The sequence below is a fragment of the Hyalangium gracile genome (genome assembly GCF_020103725.1).
In the GTDB taxonomy this organism is placed as follows: Bacteria; Myxococcota; Myxococcia; order Myxococcales; family Myxococcaceae; genus Hyalangium; species Hyalangium gracile.
This window is the reverse complement of record NZ_JAHXBG010000004.1, coordinates 445,291-463,308: the sequence shown is the minus strand read 5'-3', so window position 1 is coordinate 463,308 and position 18,018 is coordinate 445,291. Positions and strand designations below refer to the sequence as shown.

The following is an 18,018-nucleotide window of genomic DNA, read 5'->3' as shown; positions in this document are numbered from 1 at the left end:
ATGCACTACTCCCGCATTCAGGGCTCCCTGGTGGGTCTCGCCGTGGGAGACGCGCTCGGCTATCCCGCCGAGTTCCGCACCCGTCGCCAGCTCCTGGCGGAGGTGGGCCCCGAGGGCATCACCGGCTTCCTGCGCTTGAAGGATGCCCGCTTCTCCCGGCCGTTCATCACCGGCCCCGACCACCCACCCGGCACCTTCACCGATGACACCCAGATGAGCCTCTGCGTCGCGGAGGCGCTGCTCGCCGCGGGCCGGGAGGACCGCGACACGCTGATGCGAGAGATGGCGCGGCGCTTCGTCCACTGGCACCGCTCCGAGGAGAACAACCGCTCTCCGGGCGAGACGACGGGCATCGCCTGCGGGCGGCTGGCGGCGGGGACTCCATGGCGCGAGGCGGGGGTTGCCCACTCGAAGGGCTGCGGCGCCAACATGCGCGTGGCGCCCATCGGCCTGTACTACGAGGACCTGGACACCGTGGCCGAGGTGGCGCGTGACTCCTCGCGGCTCACCCACGGGCACCCCGCGGCGCTCGAGGGCAGCGCCGCCGCCGCGCTCCTCGTGGCGCTCGCGCTCCGGGACACTCCACCGGGCCAGATGCACGCCGAGGTGATGCGCCGCTGCGGCGGGAGGAGCCCGGACTTCGATGCCTGCTTCTCACGCGTCCCTGCCCTCCTCCACCTACCGCCCGAGCAGGTCCTCATCGACCGGGAGAAGGGGCCGCACGCGCTGGGCGAAGGCTGGGTGGCCGAGGAGGCCGTGGCCTGCGCGCTCTATTGCTTCTGGCGGCACCCGGATGACTTCCGCGCCGCCGTGCTCGAGGCCGTCAACACGGATGGAGACTCCGACAGCCTGGCCACCATCACCGGCTCGATCGCGGGCGCGCGGCTGGGGCTGGGGGGGATTCCGCCGGAATGGACGCGCGATGTCGAGCGGAGCACGGAGCTGCTCGCTCTGGGCGAGCGCCTGGCGGAAGCACGACTCCCCGGTCCTCCGAGCGGATAGGCTGGGACGGACTCCCCAGGAACCCATGCCCTCCTCCCGCCCCCCCACCTCCCGTGGAGCCCCACCGCCGCGGGCCGACACGCCCTTCACCCTGGCGCCGGGGGAGCCCTTCACCTGGCACTCGGAGAGTGACGCGCCAGAGCCCGAGCGCCTGTCCCCCGCGGATGACCGGCTCAGCGCCGACGCCGCGCTCAAGCGCGTGCGCCGCGGCGAGTACCTGCTGTACACGGGCGACTTCCACAACGCCCGGCAGCTGCTGGGCGCCATCGGCCGGCGGCTGGGCCACGCGGAGAAGGCCCGCTCACCGCTGGAGGCGTTCCGGGCCGAGCGACGCGCGCGGCAGCTCGAGCACGAGACGCTGTCGCGCATCGTGGTGGCGCTCGACAGCCAGTACCGGCTGGGCCTCTCGCGAGCTCCGGACGTGGCGCTGGCCTGCCGGCAGGTGTGGGGCGAGCCGACGACGGCGTTCACCCTCGTCCCCCTCAAGCAGCTGCTCGGCATGCTCGGGGCGGCGGAGTGGCGGCGCAAGGGCCTGTCCGTCCCCGGCCTCACGGGCCTGCTCCACCCGCACTACGGCGTCTACCTGCCGACCCGCACCGACTATGTCGAGCTGCTGTTGTCGGTGCCGGACGTGAAGGGCAAGCGCGTCTTCGATGTGGGCACGGGGACAGGCGTGCTCTCGTTCCTGCTGCTGCAGCGCGGGGCCGAGTCCGTGGTGGCCACCGACTGCGACTCCCGCGCGGTGGCCTGCGCGCGAGAGAACGCGGAGCGGCTCGGGCTGGCCCGGCGCTTCCAGGCCATGGAGGCCGATCTCTTCCCGGAGGGCCAGGCGGACCTCGTGGTCAGCAACCCGCCGTGGATTCCGGAGCCCCCCAAGAACCGGGTGGACCGAGCGGTGTTCGACGAGGACAACCGCTTCCTGCAGCGCTTCCTGGAGGGGCTCCCGTCCCACCTGGCGCCCGGCGGCGAGGGGCTGCTGCTGCTGTCGAACCTCGCGGTGCTGCTGGGCCTGCGCCCGCAGGGGTGGCTCGAGGAGCAGTTCGCGCGCTGCGGCCTGAGCGTGAAGTGGACCCGGTCGACGCAGGCTCGACACTCCAAGGCGAAGGATCGCTCGGATCCGCTGCACGCCGCGCGCTCGCGCGAAGTCACCACCCTCTACTGCCTGGTCCCCGCGCCCCGCGGCGCCTGAGCAGGTCCGGAGCCGCACCCGCGTCCGGTCCGCCCCCCCTGTCGGGCGAGAACCGTGCGAACTGGTCTGCTTGTCATACCAGTTGGGTACCGGTCCGCCATGGCGAGCATCCTCGCGACGCGGGTGCCCAAGCTCGCGGCGGCCGTGGCCTTCTACGGGACTTCACCAGCGCCCGAGCAGGCAGCGAAGATCATGAACGACCGGGCCTTCACGTATCCGGGAACCCAGCACGGCTTCAACGCAGAGGCGGGGAATGGAAGCCAGGGACCGAAGGTTTCACCCCCAGCCGCCAGTCACGGGTCCGCTTTTCGGAAAAATGGAGAGCGGCCCTCGCCAAGAGCCTGGAAACGTGACACACGGTGATGGTCGGCCCCGGATAGGGGAGCGGCCTCCGGCTCAACTCATTGAAGCCGGATAAGAAAGAAGACAAGTTCATGGCAATTGGTACTGTGAAGTGGTTCAACGACGCGAAGGGCTTCGGTTTCATCACGCAGGACGGCGGGGGCGAGGACCTCTTCTGCCATCACAGCGCGATCCAGGCCGATGGCTTCCGTTCGCTGCAGGAAGGGCAGAAGGTCCAGTTCGATGTGGCCCGCGGCCCCAAGGGCCTGCAGGCGCAGAACGTTCGCCCCGCCTGAAGCGCGTCCGCCAGGCCCTGCACCCGGCCCAGTCTCCTCAGCGAGGCTGGGCCTTTTTCATTTTTCAGCGGGGTGGGCATCCGCGCTCCAAGTGCTCGCACGGTCCCGGTCTCCAGAAGGAGCCGGGCCTCTTACTCACTCACTCCATTTGGAGACTCATGACGGTCACATTCATCAAGCGGCAGAAGGAGCGGGCTCGTCAGCAGCGCAATCAGGACAAGCAGCTCAAGCGCGAGCAGCTCAAGCGCGAGAAGGCCGAGCGCCCCGCCCGCGTGAACGGCGGAGTCGACCCGGACATCGCGCACATCATCCCGGGGCCCCAGGCTCCGCTGGAGTACTGAGGACAAAGTGGGAGCTCCTGGGGGACGGCCCCTGGTTCCCTGCTGGCTCAGCGCCTGCCGGGGCGAGGGCCTCGGCGGAACATGAAGCGCAGCGCCCGGGGAAGGCGCCTTCTCCAGGCGCGAGCGTCGTGGTCCGCCGGCGGGTCCGGCCGCCACCACAGCTGGCCGCGCGGATAGCCACGAGCGCGCAGCTCCTCGGAGAGGGCCCGGGCAGGGGGAAGCATCCGTCCCTCGGCCTCGCGCCCTCCACAGTCGATGTAGATGCGGCTGAAGGGCGGCAGCGCCCGCCCACGCAGTGAATCGAAGATGGCGAAGTTGCCCACCCAGCAGCTGGGCGACAGGGCCAGCGCCCCACCGAAGAGGTGCGGATGGGCGAAGTGGGCGTGGAGCGCGAGCAGGCCTCCCCAGGAAGCTCCGCCCACCACGGCGCCGAGCGCTCCTTCCGGGAGCAGGAAGCGCTCGCGCGTGCGCGGCACCAGCGCGTGCACCACCCAGTCGAGGAAGGCGTCGGCGCGGCCCCCTCGGCCCTCGGTGGGCCAGGGTGTCAGCTCGTCCTCACGCTCCGCCCAGGAGGAGCCGCTGGGGATGGCTACCACCAACGGCGGCACGTTCCAGCGCGGATCGAGCCCCTCGATGGCCCGGTGGACGAACCAGCCCTCATCCCTCCCCGGGGGGCCGGCGAACACGTCCTGCCCGTCGAAGAGGAAGAGCGCGGGCGTGGGCACCCGCGCATCGAACCCGGGCGGAAGGAAGACACGCACCTCCCGGCCGGCAAAGCCCGGAGGCTCCATCCAGCCGAGCGATTCGAAGTGACCGACGTCTCGCACGGGGCTCATCGCTCCTCAGGACTCGGACTCCGGCTCCAGGTTCGCATTCAGCGTGTCCCGGAGGCGCTGGATGTCGGCCTTGAGCTTCTGGAGGTCCGCCACCGCGTAGCCCGAGGCCGCCACGAGCTCCTGCGGAATGCACTCCGCCTTCGAGCGCAGCGCGCGCCCCTGCGGCGTCAGCCGGATGCGCACCTGCCGCTCGTCCGAGGCGTCGCGCGCCCGGGTGACGTAGCCGATGGCCTCCAGCCGCTTCAGCAGCGGCGTCAGCGTCCCCGAGTCCAGGAACAGGCGCTCGCCAATCTCCTTCACCGCCAGGTCGTCCTGCTCCCAGAGCACGAGCATCACCAGGTACTGCGGGTAGGTGATGCCCAGCTCCTTGAGCAGCGGGCGGTACGTGCGGTTGAGCGCATGTGCGGTCGAGTAGATGGTGAAGCAGAGCTGCTCGCTCAGGCGCAACGCGTCGATGGGCTTCCTGGCCATGGCGAGGACCTCTCAGATGGGAGGACCTGCATATAACAACTGGCCCTTGCGCCGAATCCAATTGCGCGCTACTCAATTGCGCACAACCAATTTTCACCAAGGAGCCCACCATGAAGACCCTGTACGACACGAAGGCCACTGCGACCGGCGGACGCGAGGGCCGCGCCCAGAGCGCCGATGGAGTCCTGTCCGTTGCGCTCTCCACGCCCAAGCAGCTGGGCGGCGCTGGCGGCCCCGGCACCAACCCCGAGCAGCTGTTCGCCGCCGGCTACGCGGCCTGCTTCCTGTCCGCGCTCAAGTTCATCGCGGGCAAGGCGGGCACGCGGGTGCCCAACGAGGCCACCGTCACCGCCAGCGTGGGCATCGGAGAGATTCCCAACGGCTTCGGCCTGGACATCGGCCTCGAGATCAACCTGCCGGGGATCGATCGCGCCACCGCGGAGGCGCTCGTCCACAAGGCCCACCAGGTCTGCCCCTACTCCAACGCCACGCGCAACAACATCGACGTCCGGCTGACGGTCGTCTGAGCCTTGTAGCTCCCATCGTAGCGAAGACGCGTGAAGGCACTCACACGGTATGGGAGCCGCCTCTCGAACGTTCCTGGAAATGAAGGGGGCTGCTTGCGCGTAGAGACGGCGCTCGGGCTCCTTGGGGAGCCCTGAGCGCAGCGCTCAGCCCGCTCCCATCTCTTGAGGAGTCGAGAACCATGCCACAACGCACCGTCCTTCTGCGCACGACCATCCTGGCCGTCTTCCTGCTTCTCCTGCCCGACGCGGCCTGGGCGCAAGTCAACCTGAGCGGACAGGTTCGCTTCTCCGATGGAAGCCCCGCCACGGCAGTGGGCGTGTTCGCCTACGACGCGTTGAACAACAGCTCATACTTCCACACCACCACGGATGCCTCGGGCCAGTACGGGCTGCAGGTGCCCGCGGGCACCTACGACGTCGGCGTCCAGCTCTTCTCGGGCACCTTCGCGGGCTCGGAGATCCTGGTCGCCTCGGGGAGCTTCACGAACGACACCGCGCTCGATCTGGTGACTCACGACATCGTGCTGTCAGGGCGCATCCTCGAGAACAGCGGGCTGCCTTCGGCCTACGCCCAGATCCTGGGCAACGGCACCAGCGGCAGCATGCATGCCACAGCGGACTTCCAGGGCCTGTTCTCCGTCCGCGTCCTGCCTGGCACCTACACAGGGATGCGCATCGTGGGGAACCTCCAATCCCTCTGTTGGATGGAGCAGCTCCCCGACGAGGCGCTCTCCAACTCCCTCTACAAGGACTACCAGTTCCCGGAGCTCTTCGAGTGCGAGGTGCCAATGCGGGTCGACGGGCTCTCCGGCGGTGGGGATGGCAGGGACGAGTCCCAGCCCATGGACCCCCCGCCCAACCCCCCGAGCGATCCGGGCGGCGACGGCCTCGAATAAATCGACGTAAGGATTTTCGGGGTCCCCGTCTCCTCTATGCGGCGCGAATGGATCGCACCGCACCGAGGAGGATGTACGACAATGGTTCGGAGCCTGAAGGCCGTGATGGTTGCCGGTGTTCTTTCCACCACCCTGAGCGCGGGTGCCACGCCGGCGGGCGACAAGTTCGACAGCACCCACCCGGGCTGGATCTTCAGCCACGGATGGGAGGCCGTCTCGGGGCCGGCCTACAGCGACGCGCTCCACGGCACGCTCCACCTGACGCAGACCGCGGGCGCGGTGGCGACGTTCACCTGCGAGAACACCTACGTCTTCGACTTCGCGTACAGCAAGGCGGCCAACCGCGGCAAGTTCGAGCTCTTCGTCAACGGGAACAGCTGGGGAGTCTACGACGCGTACTCGCCGACGACGGTGCGCCAGAACTTCGCCCTCTTCGGCGGCCACTACGTGACGCCGGCCCAGAACATCACCGTGACGATCAAGGCCCTGGGCACCAAGAACCCGGCCTCGAGCGGCACCTGGGTCGATGTCGACTACGTCGAGTGCTACTGACGCGCCCGGGCCGCGCCCGAGGGTGACGGACCGAGGAGCCATGAGCCCGCCTCGTGCGAACGCGCTGGTCGTGTTCCGCGAGAGCGGGCCCCTCGTGCTCCAAAGAAGCGAGCGCCCACGAGGCCATTTGAAGAGTCTGGCTCACCAGGGGTAAGAGGCACGCCGGTCTGAAGCCCCTGTGAGCCCGATGCCCGTTTCACCCGATGCCGCTGAGGCCGTCGCCCCATGGCTGGAGCAGCTGCTCGCCCGACGGCGGCCGTGGCTGCTCGCCCAGGCCGTGAACCTCTGCCGCAATCGCTCCGATGCGGAGGATCTCGTCCAGGAGACGATCGTCCGCTTCCTGGCGGCCTTCGGCCACGTCACCCCTCCGCCGGAAGAGGGGGTCTGCGCCAACTGGCTGGTCACCACCCTCACCCACTGCTTCTATGATCAGCTCCGCAAGCAGCGGACACGGGAGCGCGGCGCCGAGGAGCTGACGCGGGAGGAGCCCACCGTCGAGCCCGAGCCGCCCGAGCGCTCGCTCTTCGACCGCATCTCCGACGAGCAGTTCAGCTCGGCCGTGCGGTCCTTGAGCCCGGTGGCGCGCACCACCTTCGAGATGCATGCGCGGGGCCGGAAGTACAAGGAGATCGCCGAGGAGCTGGGCATTCGCGAGGGCACCGTGGCCAAGCGGCTGCACGATGCGCGCTCGAAGCTTCGCGCCCTGCTCGAACCCTTCATCCGCCTGGGAGACAACTGATGTCCGTGCACTGTGAACGGCTCGAGCGCTTCGCGGATGGAGAGCTGAACGCCGAGGAGGCGGAGGGCTTCCGCCAGCACCTGCTGGACTGCGCCCGCTGCCAGGCGGAGCTGGGCAACCTGCTGCAGCTCAAGATGATGGCCACGCGCCATGTGGAGCGTCAGCCGGCCGCCTCGGCCCCGCCCCCTGTCCGCCGGGCGTTTCCCCGCTGGACCCTGGCGGCCGTGGCGGCGGCCTGTGCCGTGCTCATCGCCGTGGGTGTGGGGTTGAGGACGGGCACGCCCCGAACGGACCCGTGGCTGATGAACGAGCCCGAGCGGCGGCTCGAGCCGCGGCTGTCGCTCGCGGAGGCAGACCGGCACCGTCCCCTGGCGGCCCGGGCGATGGGGCAGGAGCCCTCGCGGACGACGACGCTCCCCCTCGAGGCGCTCGCCCAGCTCGAGCGCGAGGGGAATCCGGCGGGCCTCGCCGCGGCGCTCCTCGCGCGCAACGACCCGAGGCTGGTGGAGCAGGCCCTGGCCTACCTGGAGCCGCTACCGAGCACGCCGGAGAACGAGACCCTGAGGGGCGCGGCCCTGCTCGTGAAGGGAGTGCCGGAGGAGGCGCTCCGACACCTGCAGCTCGCGCTCGACCAGGCTCCCACCCACCCGCAGGCGCTCTGGAACAGGGCGCTGGCCCTGAGGGACCTCGATGTGCCACAGGCCGCGGCCACCGGCTTCCGAGAGCTCGCCCAGCAGGGAGAGCCGGGCTGGGCGGAGGAGGCCCGCCAGCGCGCGGAGGCGCTCACGTCCGCGGAACAGGCGCGCACCCAGCGGTGGCAGGCGCTGCTGCAGGCGGGCAAGGAGCTCGCCGCCAGCGGCACCCCGCCGTCTCCCACCATCCTGGCGGAGCGCTCGTCGACGCTGCGCCTGTACTTCTACGACGCGGTGCGCACGCGCACCTCCGCCGAGCGGGTGCGGGCGCTCCTGCCCCTGGCGCGCGAGCTCGATCAGCAGGCGGGAGGCGACGTCCTGGCCCGGTATGTCGAGCGCATCGCGTCGCACGACTTCACACACCGGGCGCCCCTGGCCCAGGCCTATGCCCGGCTGCGCCAGGGCACCCTGCCCCAGGAGCAGGTGAAGGATCTCATCTCTCAGCTGCTGCGCTCTCCGGAGGAGGACCTCCTGCTGGGAGTGCTCATCTACGCGAAGGCGGTCGGAGACCACCTGGAGGCGTTCGAGGCTCGCGCCGAGGCCAGCCAGGATCCCTGGTTCCGCCTCCTCGCCGCCCACGAGCGGGCCAAGGTCCAGCTCGCGCGCGGGCAGCAGGGCGAGGCACGCCAGACGCTGGAGCGGGCGCTCTCGCAGTGTGCCTCCACGCCCATCGACTACCGCTGTGGGTTCCTCCGGCTGGAGTACGCCCAGCTCCTGACCAGCCAGATGCGGCTGGGCGAGGCGTGGGAGCAGGCGACGCTGGCGTGGCGCCAGGCCCGAGCGGCGAACGATCGGGACAAGGAGAACGTGGCGCTGGGGCACCTCGCGCAGCTCGCGCGGGTAAGGAACGACTTCCCGCTGGCGCGAGCCTGGTTCTCGGAGCTCCTCGAGCGCAACCGCGGCAACACGCAGTTCGAGCTGTTCGCCCACCAGAACCTGGCGCACGTGGCGCTGAACGAGCTGCGCTTCGACCAGGCCCGAGCGGCGCTCGATCAGGCGCTGGCCACCGGGCTGCCACTCACCCCTGTGGGAGCCATGGCGCTGGCGGACATCTCCCGGCAGCGGCCCAACGCGGGAGACGAGGCCGCGCTGAGGCGAGCGCTCTCTGAGCTGCCGGCCACCACCACCGCGGGCCAGCGTCTGCTCATGAAGCATGCCCTGGCGCGGTTCCTCATCGAGCGTGACCGTGCGGAGGGCCGCGCGCGCCTGGAGGAGCTGCTCCGCGAGGTGGAGTCCGGCGATCTCCTGGCACGAGACGAGGACGCGCAGAAGGCCCGGGCCTACAGCTTCACCTCGCTCATCCTCGATGCGGGCAAGGCCGGAGAGTACGCGGCGGCGGCGGAGCTGTTCGGCCGGGAGCAGGGAGCTCCCCTCCCCGAGCGCTGCATCGCCGCCGCGACCGTGGACAGCGAGCGGAGCCTGGTCCTCGTGCGAGGCGCCCAGGGGCAATTGCTGGGCACCTACGATGGAGCGCGCCGGACGCGCCTGCCCGACAACCTGACCGGTCTGGTTCCTCCCGAGGCCCTGGCCGCGCTCCAGGGCTGCGAGACGGTGCAGGCCTACGCGCGACCTCCGCTGCAGGATCGACCGGGGCTGCTGCCGCCGTCCGTGGCCTGGAGCTACAAGCTGCGCGCGGGGCCCGCGCCACAGCCGAAGTCAGGACGCGGCGTGCACCTGGTGGTGAAGGACGTGGCGATCTCCCCCGAGCGCACGCGGGAGCTGGGGCGGCTCAACACGTGGAAGACGGACTTTGGCGCGAACGAGGAGCAGCGGCTGCTGACGGGCGCGGAGGCGACCCCCTCCCGAGTCCTCACGGCCATGCGGGACGCGACGGACATCGATCTGGTGGCCCACGGAGTCGTCCCGTCCACCCGCTTCTCCTACCTCGTGCTCGCGCCGGAGGGGGCGAGCGACGAGCTGAGCTCCAGCCACATCCAGGCGCAGCGGCTGGAGGGAGCACCGCTGGTGGTGCTGGCCGCCTGCCGCGCCGCGCAGGGCGCGTACATCCTGCACGAGCCGTCCGGTCTGCCCGCCGCCTTCATCCACGCGGGTGCGCGCGCCGTCATCGCCGCCACGGAGGAGATCCCGGATCTGGAAGCTGCCGAGTTCCTCAATGCCGTCCGCGAGCGGATACGCCAGGGCCACCCGCCCGCGGTGGCGCTGCGGGACGAGCGGCAGAAGTGGCTCGCGGCGAGCCGGGGCCGCCAGTGGCTGGAGGCAGTCCTGCTCTACGACTGAACGGCCTCGGGGCTCAGCCCTCTTCCGGCCCGTCCGCGAAGAGCGCCTCCATCAGCTCGGAGATCTGCACGGAACCGGCCACCCAGCCCTGCGAGACGAGCAGCTCCTCCAGCGCCTTCTGGAACTGGCGCGCATCGCGGTAGCGCTCATCCGGAGAGCGGGCCAGCGCGTTCATCACCACGGGGTCCAGCTCGGGAGGCACGTCCACCACCTGGGACGGAGGCTGGATGCGGCACTCCAGCGCCGCCTGGAGCGTGGCCAGCTGCGAGTCCCGCTTGAAGGGGAGCGCGCCGGTGAGCAGCTCGTAGAGCACCATGCCCAGGGCGAAGATGTCCGTGCGAGCGTCCAGCTCCTTGCCCGCGGCCTGCTCGGGAGCCATGTAGTGGAACCTGACGTCGATGGGTCCAGAGTTCCCCAGCCGAGCCACGGCATGAGCGAGGCCGAAGTCCACCAGCTTCACCGGACCGTCGAAGCCGAGCAGGATGCTCCGCGGCGACAGATCGCGGTGCACCATCTTCAGGGGACGGCCACCGTCATCCCTCCGGGTGTGCGCGTGGTGCAGCCCTTCACACGCGCTGGCGATGATGCGCAGGGCCAGATGCCGGGAGATCCACTGGCCGGCGCCCGAGGCCTTGCGCAGCACCTGGCCCAGATCCTTGCCGTCGACGTACTCCATGGCGAGGTAGCAGGTACCGTCGGCCTGGCCGAACTCGTAGACCTCGGCGAGGTTCGGGTGGTGGAAGCGCGCGGCGATGAGCGCCTCCGCCTCGAGCACCTGCACGAACTCTGGATCCTCCGCCAGTTGGGGACGGAAGCGCTTGATGGCCAGGGGCCGGGCGAAGCGCCCTGCATCCCGAGGGCGAGCGAGCCACAGCTCCGAGGTGCCGCCGTTGGAGATCTTCCGGAGCAGCTCGTACCGGCCGAAGGGCTCGGGCTCCGTGTCCGGAGCGACCGCCGCGGGGTTCGCCCGAGCCGCGGGCCAGGCTCCGCCGGGGAGTGACGGGCTCGTCGCCGCTCCATCCCCTGGAGAGGAGATCGGGCGCTGCGAGGCGCTCTCCGGCTCGCACACGCGGCCCATGAGGAGGAGCGTGCCGGAGCGCTTGTCGCGCAGGAAGAACAGGAAGGGGTGGTCGGCGCGGAACTCCTGGGCGCTCTTGACGAGCGGCAGCTCGACACCGGGCTCGAGCGGCCAGGGGCCCGAGGCGCTCGTGGGAGTCTCACTCCCGCGCTCGAAGACCTTGAGGGAGGCGTGCTGGAAGACCCGGCTGAGGGCAAGGTTGTCGCCCGGCTCGCTCGGCCTGGCGATGCCGGTGAAGTCGGCCTGGGCCGGGCTGAAGGCCCGCTCCATCCCTAGCGACTTCAACACATCGTTCAGCAGGAGCGAGCCCGAGGGGACGGCCTCGAAGCGCGGCAGGGAGATGCGGGTCCGCTCGGGCTTCAGTGCCGCCAGCCAGCGCTCGATGCGGGCGCTCGTCAGCCCCTGCTCGAGCGCGTCGAGCCCGTCCACCGCGTCCGGGAGCACGCAGACCAGGGACAGGTCCCTCCCCTCATAGGGCAGCTCCACCACCTTGACGCCGTCCAGGGCCGCGAAGGGGAAGCGGTCCATGCCGTGCATCATGGGCACGAGCTTCTGGGCGCCCTTTGGGCCGAAGAAGGCCTCGGGGCGGCTGTGCTTCTTCCTGAAGGGGATGTCCCACTCACCCTGGAAGCAGAGCGCGTTGACGAGCACCAGGCGCGTCGACTCATCCACACCACCCTCGGGGATGAGCGCCTGGATGTGGCCCTCGGTCTGGCGGGCAACCCACGTGTTGATGGTGGAGCGCGCGGCCCTGGCCGAGTCCTTGAAGCCCACGAGTCCCAGCGGGGCCCCGAACGTGACGTGGGTCATGTCCAGGTAGGAGCCTGCGAAGGAGAAGTCCTTCTCGCCGAAGAGTCGGCTGGCCACGCGCAGGAAGGCCCGCCCCGCGACGGCGTTCCAGGCATGGAGGAGCAGACCCGCCGAAGACACGATGTCGTAGCTCGTGCTCTCGAGCTGGAGCGCCCGCTGCATCTCGGAGGCGGTCTGTCCCCGGGCACCGCTCCAGGGCATCACCAGCGCGGTCTTCAGCGTCGCGGGAGAGAGGACCTGGTTGCCCGGCATCGTCCGCCGGCTCCGCGCCCAGAGCTCGACAGCGAAGGCATGGCTGTTGGCGATGGGAGCGACGGCCTGACCGATGGCCTGGGTCTCGGGAGGCGTCGGGATGGGAGACTTCGAAGGCTTGTCGAGGCGCATGGGGCGAAGGGCTGCTCACGAGGCCGAGGGCGGGAGGTGGAGCTTCAGGACGTAGAGCATGTCCCGCGCGGAGCGCCCGCGGCCCACGATCAGCCCATCGCGCAGGAGGACGGTGGCCTCCATGGTGTCGTGGAAGTGGACCAGGGGCGTGAGCTCCTCCCTTCGGTGGAGCGCGAACGGCCCATCCCCCAGCGCCTCCCAGAGCGGCTGGCCCACGGCCTCCCGGGGCGTGACGCTGCCCTGGATCTCCGCGAGCGGCTTGCCCGTGGCGAGCTCGAAGAAGCGCGCGTACTGGTCGTTGGACATGGTGACCACCATGCGCTCGCCCAGGGCCACGTAGAAGGCCAGGGCGGGCTGGGGCAGCTCGCGCACGAGCGCTCCCGTCCGAGCATCGAAGATGCGCACGACCTCATCCCGGCAGCAGGCCGCCACGAGCGAGCCATCCGCGGACAGGCCCACGCCGATGACCGGCGCCTCGGACGCCTGGATGACCCGTCGGGAGCCCGTCGGCAGCTCGAAGAGCGCGAGCTCTCCCGACTCCCGGCCCACGGCGATGAGCGGAGCGCGGGCCGCGGCCCCATACGCGGGCGCGGGCTTCACGATGGCCTCGGTGTCCACGACCACCTTGCCGCTCTTCACCTCATGCAGCCGCAGGCGCGAGTCCTCGGGGGAGCCGGTCACCACGCACGAGCCATCGGGCGTGAACTCCACCAGGGTGATGGGGCCCTCGTGGCCGCCCAGCGTGTGCAGCAGCGCGCCATCGGACACGCGCCACAGCCGCACCTTTCCCGGCTCCACGACAGCCGCCAGGAGCTGGCCATCCGGCGAGAACGCCAGGGGCCGCTCGTCGAGGAAGAGCTCCGTCTCGCCTCCCGACGCCTCCGGCGGGACGGACAGCGACCGCACCGGGGTGAGGCTCTTCACCTCCAGCAGACGGATGCCCAGGCGGGAGGGCTCCTCGTCGAAGAGGGAGACGGGGTAGGCCATCCACGCGTCATCCGGGCTGGCCTTCCACGGCTGTCCGTACGCCTCCGCCGGATCGCTCGGGAGGGAGCGGAGCTGGCCCCGCGCATCGACGGCGAGAGACTCCTGGAGCTTGCGCACGATGGCCACCTCGCCCTCCACGCGCCCCCAGAGGTTCTGCACGCCGTCCTGCTCCGCCAGCAAGGAGGGGGCGGGCTCCGAGTCCACGTCACTCACGCGCACCCGACCATCGGCCGCGGTGAGGGCGAAGCGCTTGCCCTCCGGATGGAAGGCGGCGCTGCGCTCGTTGCCATCGGACACATAGGGACGGGTGCGCAGGACGTCGCCGCTGCGCGCGTCCAGCACCTCCAGCCGGTTGTAGGTGAGCACGCCCAGCCGCGTGTTGCCGATCCACGACACCTGGGAGTAGGGGTCCTCCCCTCCCGCCTTGCGCACGCGCGTCCAGCCCCGCGTCTCGACCAGGGAGATGCCCTCCCTCCCCGTGAGCGCGAGCCACTCCCCGTCCGGACTGAAGGCCACGGAATGGACGACCCCCTCGGTCTCGATGCAGGCCACCTGGGCTCCGGTCCGCACGTCCCAGATGCGCGCGGTATCGTCGGACGAGCCCGAGGCAAGCCACTGGCCCGAGGGGTGGAAGTCCACACTGAGGGCGGACTGCTGGTGTCCCTCCAGCGTCCGCACCTCCTCTCCGGAGGCCGTGTCGAACAGCCGAACGATCCACCCGAGGTTCGCGGCGGCGAGCAGCCGCCCATCCGGGCTGAACGCCACCGACGTCACCCGCCCCTCCTGGCCCGTCATGGCGTGCAGCAACTCACCCGTCTCCGCGTCCCAGATGCGCGCGTCGTGATCGCGCGAGCCGGAGGCGAGCCGCTTGCCGTCCGCGCTCCACGCCACGTCCAGCACCTCCGTCTCGTGGCCCTCCATCACGTGGAGACACTCTCCGGTGGCCACATCCCAGATGCGCACGTTCTCCCCTTCATCCCACGAGCCGGTGGCCAGCCGGTCTCCCGAGGGGCTGTACTCGGCGCACAGCACCTGAGCGCCATGAGGCAGGACCTGGTCGCCGCTCTCCAGCTCGCCGGGCAGGGGCAGCAGGGACTCCAGCCAGGGCGCACCGCCGCGCGCCTCCCACTGGCGCCGCCACTGCCGCGCGAGCGAGGACAGGTGCGCCTCCGGATGGCTCCATGGGCCCTTGGCGCCGGGGGTGAAGTGCGGCGCGCTGTCGGGCGCATCGAACCAGCGCAGGCGGTTGTAGAGGCACTGGAAGAGCGCCTCGGGGTGCGCCTCCAGGAAGCCGGCATCGAGCGCAACCGCGCTCCGGATGATCCGCAGCGTCCTGGGTCCAACCGAGAGGCCTTCCTCCTTTTGCGCCCGGGCGTCCGCGGGGACGCGCTCGAGCGCCGCGTCCAGGGCGGCCAGGAGGGCCTCCACCCCCTCGGTCTTCACGAGCCGCTCGAGGGTGGAGAGATCGGTCAGGGACTGGAGTTCGTCGGCCATGGGCGCACAGGGCTCCTTGGCCCTCGGTGTAGCCCAACCCGGGCCAGGGGAGGAATCCCCTCCCCTACCCGGGAGCCGCTCGTCGGAAGGGAGTGACCGTTCGTCGGAGGCATTCTCCGGCCAGGGGCCAGGAGTTACCGTGGTCCCATGGGAGATCCAGACGCCCCGAGTGCGGAGAGCCGCCCCCCCGAGCTCCGCCCATCAGACGAGGCCGAGCTGTTGCCACGGGAGATGGTGTGGCTCTACCCGATCAGCGCGCTCGCCGCCGCGCCGCTGCTCAAGCACGAGCTCTTCTCCGTGCCCCTGGACGTCGCGCTCGAGATGCTGGTGACCGCCTTCATCCCCTGGGTCGTGCTGGCGCCCACCTTCCACCTCCTCTACCGCTGGGTGATGCCAGGACTGCTCCGGCGGCTCCGGAGCCCGGTGGCGAGGGGCGCCCTGCACCTGGCGGTCACCTTCGTCGTGGCCATCGGGATTGGCTGGCTGATGAGGCCGGGGATGAGCCGGTATGGCGGCAGTCCGAACGGCTCGCTCCATTTCTACGTGACGTGCGTCATCATCTCCGGGGCCGTCCTCTTCCCAGCGCTCATCGTCCAGCGGCTGCGCAACCGAGCGGTCCTCAGCGAGCGCATGGCGCAGGCCGAGCGTCAGGCGGCGCTGCAGGCCCAGATCGAGGCGCTGCATGCGCGCATCCACCCCCACTTCTTCTTCAACACCCTCAACGCGGTGGCCAGCTTCATCCCTCGGGATCCCGAGCTCGCGGAGCGCACGCTCGAGCGACTGGCGGATCTGTTCCGCTATGCCCTGGAGAGCTCGAAGACGCGCATGGTGCCGCTGCGGCGCGAGGTGGACATGGTGCGCGACTACATCGCCATCCAGCAGGCGCGCTATGGCTCGCGACTGAAGGTGGAGCTGGAGTTCGATGAGGGCTCGGCCGGCTTTCAGGTGCCGCCGCTGCTGCTGCAGCCGCTGGTGGAGAACGCCATCCTCCACGGCCTGGCCAACCGGCAGGAGGTCCACGTGAGCATCCGCGTGCGGCTCGATGAGGACCGAGTCACCCTGGCCGTGGAGGACGACGGTCCGGGGCCGGGCGCCTCGGAGCACCGAGGCACCCAGACGAGCGTGAGGGATCTCCGAGAGCGGGTGCGGCTGGTCTATGGCGAGCGGGGAGCCTTCAAGCTGGAGCCAGCATCCAGGGGTGGATGCAGAGCGCTGCTCGCTCTGCCCCTGGGAGGCATGGCATGAGGGTCCTCATCGTGGATGACGAGGAACCGGCGCGCAGCCGTCTGCGCCGCATGCTCGAGGCGGTGGCCGGGGTGGAGGTGGTGGGCGAAGCTGGGGACGGCCATGAGGCCCTGCGCCAGGTGGAGGTGCTCCAGCCGGAGCTGCTGCTGCTGGACATCCGCATGCCGGGGCTGGACGGGCTGACCCTCGCGCAGCGCTACACGGACCTTCCACCGCTGATCTTCGTCACCGCCTATGACGAGCACGCGGTGCAGGCGTTCGAGGTGAACGCCGTGGACTACCTGCTCAAACCGGTGCGCCCGGAGCGGCTGGCCGCGGCGATGGAGCGCGCACGTCAGCGCCAGCTGGCGACCCGGGAGTCTGTCTCCCGAGCGCTGGAGGCGGTGCGGCCGGCGGGGGCCTCGACGCGCGTCGTCACCAGCACGCCCGGGGCGATCCGCTTCTTCGACGCGCGCGACATCACCCGCTTCTGGGCGGCGGACAAGTACACGCTCTTCCAGGCGGACGGAGCGGAGCAGGTGACGGAGGAGTCCCTGAGCGCCCTGGAGGAGCGCCTGCGCGGGCTGGGCTTCCTGCGAGTGCATCGGGGGGAGCTGGTGCACATGGGCAGCATCAAGGCACTGCGCACCGTGGAGGGCTCGTTCGCGGTGGAGCTGCGGGACGGCCAGGTCGCGCGCGTCAGCCGCCGTCTGCTGTCGGCGGTGAAGGAGGGGCTCGGGCTGAGTGGCGCTCCGGGGTGAGCGGGGCCGCCGCTCGTCGTCCATGGGCCGCCGTTCATCCCCGCCGCGGAGCCACTGGTCGGGCGTCGCTCGGTAGCCAGGCGCCGGCCTCTACCTTGGGGGCATGAAACGCACGCTGCCGTGGATGATGGCCCTGGGCGGACTGGTGGCGCTGACCGCCGTCGCCTCTCGCTCCTCGACGGGGAGCAACCCGCTCGTTCGCTACTCGCTCGCCGCCGCCGCCCGCTACACGGTGTGTGGCCACGTCGAGGAGCGCCTGCCGGCTGGCAGCTACCTGTACCTGCGGGTGCGGGACGCGGCGGGAGGCCACCACTGGGTGGCCACGCTGCGCTCCTCGGCTGTTGGAACGCCCGAGGTCTCGGTGCGGGTACTGGCCCGTGCGGAGAGCTTCACCTCGGCCAAGCTCGGGCGGTCCTTTGCCCCGCTGCTCTTCGGCGCCGTCTCCGAGCCGTCCTCTTGTCGTCCTGAGTCGTCCCTCTGAAAGGAGCTGTACCCATGAAGCGCATTCTCACCTCCTGCCTCGCAACGCTCAGCCTGCTGGCCTGTGACTCGACGAAGCCGATCGACCCGCCTCCGCCCGTGGATGAGCTGGCGGACTGCACGTGCGGTCGGCTCGAGGAGGATCTCCTCCGTGAGGTTCCGCTGTTCGGACCGGCGGTCCGGGCGGACGGAACCCTGGCGCCCGGCCAGTACATCGTGAGCAGCACGTGCCTGAAGATGAAGACGGACGCGCAGGCCCAGGCCCGCTTCCGGGAGCTCGTCGGCCCCATCGGCGAGGCGCTGCGCAGCCAGCCAGGGCTGATGGCCGTCGCGTTCGCCTCTTCCGAGCGCTGCCAGGCGGAGCGCACGCTCACCGTCTGGAAGGATGAAGCGGCCATGTACGAGTTCGTCACGGGGGACGCCCACCTGGCGGCGATGAGCGCCGTGAGCGAGGTGAGCCGCGGAGGCAGCATCGTCACCCACTGGTCGGACGACGAGCGGGGGGCGTCCTGGGAGAAGGCGGCACAGCAGCTCGGCGCCGACGAAGGGCCATTCTACTGACAGCGCGGGTGCGGTTGGCTGCGGGGAGGGTGAGAACGTGCCAGGGCGTGGCACGCACGGGCTCGCCCCCTGCGGACGTGAATGTCAGCTTGACCGGGCGCCGCGAGTATCGGAAGTC

The 18,018-nt window shown here is 70.5% G+C and carries 17 protein-coding genes; 13 read left to right on the top strand and 4 right to left on the bottom strand.

All coding sequences use genetic code 11. The features are described from left to right. From KY572_RS10760 to KY572_RS10745, 4 genes are all read left to right on the top strand, one after another. A complete protein-coding gene (locus KY572_RS10760; RefSeq protein WP_224242460.1) occupies nucleotides 1–1,002 on the top strand; it encodes an ADP-ribosylglycohydrolase family protein in 1,002 nt (333 codons plus the stop codon). Nucleotides 1,003–1,027: 25 nt separating this feature from the next. Beyond that, nucleotides 1,028–2,191: a methyltransferase gene (locus KY572_RS10755; RefSeq protein WP_224242459.1), complete on the top strand. Its 1,164-nt coding sequence runs from the start codon at nucleotides 1,028–1,030 to the stop codon at nucleotides 2,189–2,191. A gap of 434 nt (nucleotides 2,192–2,625) precedes the next feature. After that, complete coding sequence (locus tag KY572_RS10750) at nucleotides 2,626–2,829, top strand: cold-shock protein (RefSeq protein WP_224242458.1); 204 nt, start codon at nucleotides 2,626–2,628, stop codon at nucleotides 2,827–2,829. A 158-nt stretch (nucleotides 2,830–2,987) separates the two neighbouring features. Next, entirely contained in the window at nucleotides 2,988–3,170 is a 183-nt protein-coding gene (locus KY572_RS10745) for a hypothetical protein (RefSeq protein WP_224242457.1), read from the top strand. Between the two features lie 47 nt (nucleotides 3,171–3,217). Here KY572_RS10745 and KY572_RS10740 read toward each other — a convergent pair whose 3' ends face one another. Continuing rightward, entirely contained in the window at nucleotides 3,218–4,006 is a 789-nt protein-coding gene (locus KY572_RS10740; RefSeq protein ID WP_224242456.1) for an alpha/beta hydrolase, read from the bottom strand. A 6-nt stretch (nucleotides 4,007–4,012) separates the two neighbouring features. Beyond that, on the bottom strand, nucleotides 4,013–4,477 hold the full coding sequence (locus KY572_RS10735; protein WP_224242455.1) for a MarR family winged helix-turn-helix transcriptional regulator: 465 nt from the start codon (nucleotides 4,475–4,477) through the stop codon (nucleotides 4,013–4,015). A gap of 110 nt (nucleotides 4,478–4,587) precedes the next feature. On the opposite strand from KY572_RS10735, the gene KY572_RS10730 reads away from it, so the two are divergent. The 5 genes from KY572_RS10730 (at nucleotide 4,588) to KY572_RS10710 (ending at nucleotide 10,121) form a co-directional block, all read left to right on the top strand. After that, nucleotides 4,588–5,004: an organic hydroperoxide resistance protein gene (locus KY572_RS10730; RefSeq protein WP_224242454.1), complete on the top strand. Its 417-nt coding sequence runs from the start codon at nucleotides 4,588–4,590 to the stop codon at nucleotides 5,002–5,004. Between the two features lie 179 nt (nucleotides 5,005–5,183). After that, complete coding sequence (locus tag KY572_RS10725) at nucleotides 5,184–5,900, top strand: carboxypeptidase-like regulatory domain-containing protein (RefSeq protein WP_224242453.1); 717 nt, start codon at nucleotides 5,184–5,186, stop codon at nucleotides 5,898–5,900. An 81-nt stretch (nucleotides 5,901–5,981) separates the two neighbouring features. Continuing rightward, nucleotides 5,982–6,452: a hypothetical protein gene (locus tag KY572_RS10720; RefSeq protein WP_224242452.1), complete on the top strand. Its 471-nt coding sequence runs from the start codon at nucleotides 5,982–5,984 to the stop codon at nucleotides 6,450–6,452. Between the two features lie 187 nt (nucleotides 6,453–6,639). Continuing rightward, a complete protein-coding gene (locus tag KY572_RS10715) occupies nucleotides 6,640–7,191 on the top strand; it encodes an RNA polymerase sigma factor (RefSeq protein WP_224242451.1) in 552 nt (183 codons plus the stop codon). Then, nucleotides 7,191–10,121, top strand: a complete 2,931-nt coding sequence (locus tag KY572_RS10710; RefSeq protein ID WP_224242450.1) for a CHAT domain-containing protein — start codon at nucleotides 7,191–7,193, stop codon at nucleotides 10,119–10,121. The genes KY572_RS10715 and KY572_RS10710 overlap by 1 nt, the downstream gene beginning before the upstream one ends. Before the next feature lie 13 nt (nucleotides 10,122–10,134). Here the strand turns inward: KY572_RS10710 and KY572_RS10705 are convergent, their stop codons facing one another. Both KY572_RS10705 and KY572_RS10700 read right to left on the bottom strand, forming a co-directional pair. Next, nucleotides 10,135–12,393 (bottom strand): serpin family protein, encoded by a 2,259-nt coding sequence (locus tag KY572_RS10705; RefSeq protein WP_224242449.1) that lies wholly within the window; start codon nucleotides 12,391–12,393, stop codon nucleotides 10,135–10,137. 15 nt (nucleotides 12,394–12,408) lie between these two features. After that, nucleotides 12,409–14,874, bottom strand: coding sequence for a WD40 repeat domain-containing protein (locus KY572_RS10700; protein ID WP_224242448.1), 2,466 nt, complete (start codon nucleotides 14,872–14,874; stop codon nucleotides 12,409–12,411). Nucleotides 14,875–15,093: 219 nt separating this feature from the next. Between KY572_RS10700 and KY572_RS10695 the strand changes: the two genes are divergently transcribed. From KY572_RS10695 to KY572_RS10680, 4 genes are all read left to right on the top strand, one after another. Further along, the gene (locus tag KY572_RS10695; RefSeq protein ID WP_224242447.1) at nucleotides 15,094–16,119 is read left to right on the top strand and encodes a sensor histidine kinase; all 1,026 of its coding nucleotides are present in this window, start codon (nucleotides 15,094–15,096) and stop codon (nucleotides 16,117–16,119) included. Beyond that, nucleotides 16,116–16,859, top strand: a complete 744-nt coding sequence (locus tag KY572_RS10690; RefSeq protein ID WP_224242446.1) for a LytR/AlgR family response regulator transcription factor — start codon at nucleotides 16,116–16,118, stop codon at nucleotides 16,857–16,859. The genes KY572_RS10695 and KY572_RS10690 overlap by 4 nt, the downstream gene beginning before the upstream one ends. A gap of 103 nt (nucleotides 16,860–16,962) precedes the next feature. Beyond that, nucleotides 16,963–17,340, top strand: a complete 378-nt coding sequence (locus KY572_RS10685; RefSeq protein ID WP_224242445.1) for a hypothetical protein — start codon at nucleotides 16,963–16,965, stop codon at nucleotides 17,338–17,340. A 14-nt stretch (nucleotides 17,341–17,354) separates the two neighbouring features. Then, nucleotides 17,355–17,900, top strand: a complete 546-nt coding sequence (locus KY572_RS10680; RefSeq protein WP_224242444.1) for a hypothetical protein — start codon at nucleotides 17,355–17,357, stop codon at nucleotides 17,898–17,900. Nucleotides 17,901–18,018: the final 118 nt, after the last annotated feature.